Genomic DNA, 1,765 nt, shown 5'->3' with positions numbered 1-1,765 from the left:
GCCTGTTTTTTTTCAGGCAGAGGACGGCATACGAGTTGAGCGCTAGTCTCGTGGGCTCGGAGATGTGTATAAGAGGCAGGGCTGGCCCACTCGGCGTGGGACCTGTACCACCATCGCACTCGGCGGGTGGTGCCACGCGGTTACGCCGAGTGGTGCGGGGTGATCGACGCCGTGCTGGGAATCACGATCATGTTGGCGCTGCTCAGCCACTGACAGGGCCCGTGGCCGGGGTCCGCCGACCCGCGGCGGCGGGCCCCACGACGGGTTTCCGGCCCACCCGGCACGCTCGGCCGAGGATCTGCGCCGCGTGTTGCGGTGGTCGCCGCAGCGGGTCCGCAGGCGTGATGAAAGGCTTGACCCATGAGTTCCACGCCCGTACCCCCCGACCCGACCACCGAACCGCCCGCCTTCACGGACCTCGGCCTGCGGCCAGAACTGCTCGCCGCGCTCGCCGCGCTCGGCTACGAGGAGCCCACGCCGATCCAGCGGGAGGCGATCCCTCCGCTGCTGGCGGGCCAGGACCTGCTCGGGCAGGCGGCCACGGGTACGGGCAAGACGGCGGCGTTCGCGCTGCCGCTGTTGCAGCGGATGCCGGACGACCGGAGCGGCGGCGACCCGCTCGCGCTGGTGCTGGTCCCGACCCGGGAACTCGCGGTGCAGGTGTCCGAGGCGTTCCACCGCTACGGCAAGGACCTCGGCGCCCGGGTGCTGCCGATCTACGGCGGGCAGCCGATCGGCCGGCAGCTGCGGGCGCTGGATTCCGGCGTGGACGTGGTGGTGGCCACCCCCGGCCGGGCGCTGGACCACATCGCCCGGGGCACGCTGCGGCTGGGCAACCTGACGACGGTGGTGCTCGACGAGGCGGACGAGATGCTCGACATGGGCTTCGCCGAGGACATCGAGGCGATCCTGGAGCACGCCCCCGAGCAGCGGCAGACGGTGCTGTTCTCGGCGACCATGCCGGCCCGCATCGACGGGATGGCGCGGGCCCACCTGACCGACCCGGTACGCATCCTGATCGCCCGGGAGCAGCCGGTGGCCGGCGAGGCACCCCGGGTACGGCAGAGCGCGTACCTGGTGGCGCGGGCGCACAAGCCGGCGGCGCTGGGCCGGGTGCTGGACGTCGAGTCACCGACCGCGGCGATCGTGTTCTGCCGCAGCCGGGAGGAGGTCGACCGGCTCACCGAGACGATGAACGGCCGCGGTTACCGGGCCGAGGCGCTGCACGGCGGGATGAGCCAGGAGCAGCGCGACCGGGTGATGGGCCGGCTGCGGGCCGGCACCGCCGACCTGCTGGTCGCCACCGACGTGGCGGCCCGTGGGCTGGACGTCGAGCAGCTCAGCCACGTGGTCAACTACGACGTGCCGTCGGCCCCCGAGTCGTACGTGCACCGGATCGGCCGGGTGGGCCGCGCCGGCCGGGAAGGGGTGGCGATCACCCTGGCCGAGCCCCGGGAACACCGGATGCTCAAGACCATCGAGCGGGTCACCGGCCAGCGGATCACGATCGACAAGATCCCGACCGTGGCCGACCTGCGTACCCGCCGGCTGGAGCTGACCCAGGCCGCGCTGCGGGAGAGCCTGCTGGAAGACGACCTGGAGCCGTTCCGGGTGATCGTCGAGACGCTCAGCGACGAGTTCGACCTGATGGAGGTGGCGCTCGCCGCGGTGAAGCTGGCCCACGAGGCGACCCTGCCCGGGTCCGACGACGCCGAGGAGGAGATCCCGCAGGTTTCGGTCCGCGCGCCCCGGGAGGGTCGGGAGG

Annotated in this window: 1 protein-coding gene; it reads left to right on the top strand. The window is 72.6% G+C overall.

The genetic code is table 11. The annotated features are described in order from the left end of the window. Positions 1-360: 360 nt before the first annotated feature. On the top strand, positions 361-1,765 hold a 1,405-nt coding region (locus C1I95_RS33710), incomplete at its 3' end, for a DEAD/DEAH box helicase (RefSeq protein ID WP_111220138.1).

Source organism: Micromonospora craterilacus (genome assembly GCF_003236315.1).
GTDB lineage: Bacteria > Actinomycetota > Actinomycetes > Mycobacteriales > Micromonosporaceae > Micromonospora > Micromonospora craterilacus.
The sequence above is the reverse complement of the archived record's forward strand: the minus strand, read 5'-3'. Positions and strand labels throughout refer to the sequence as shown.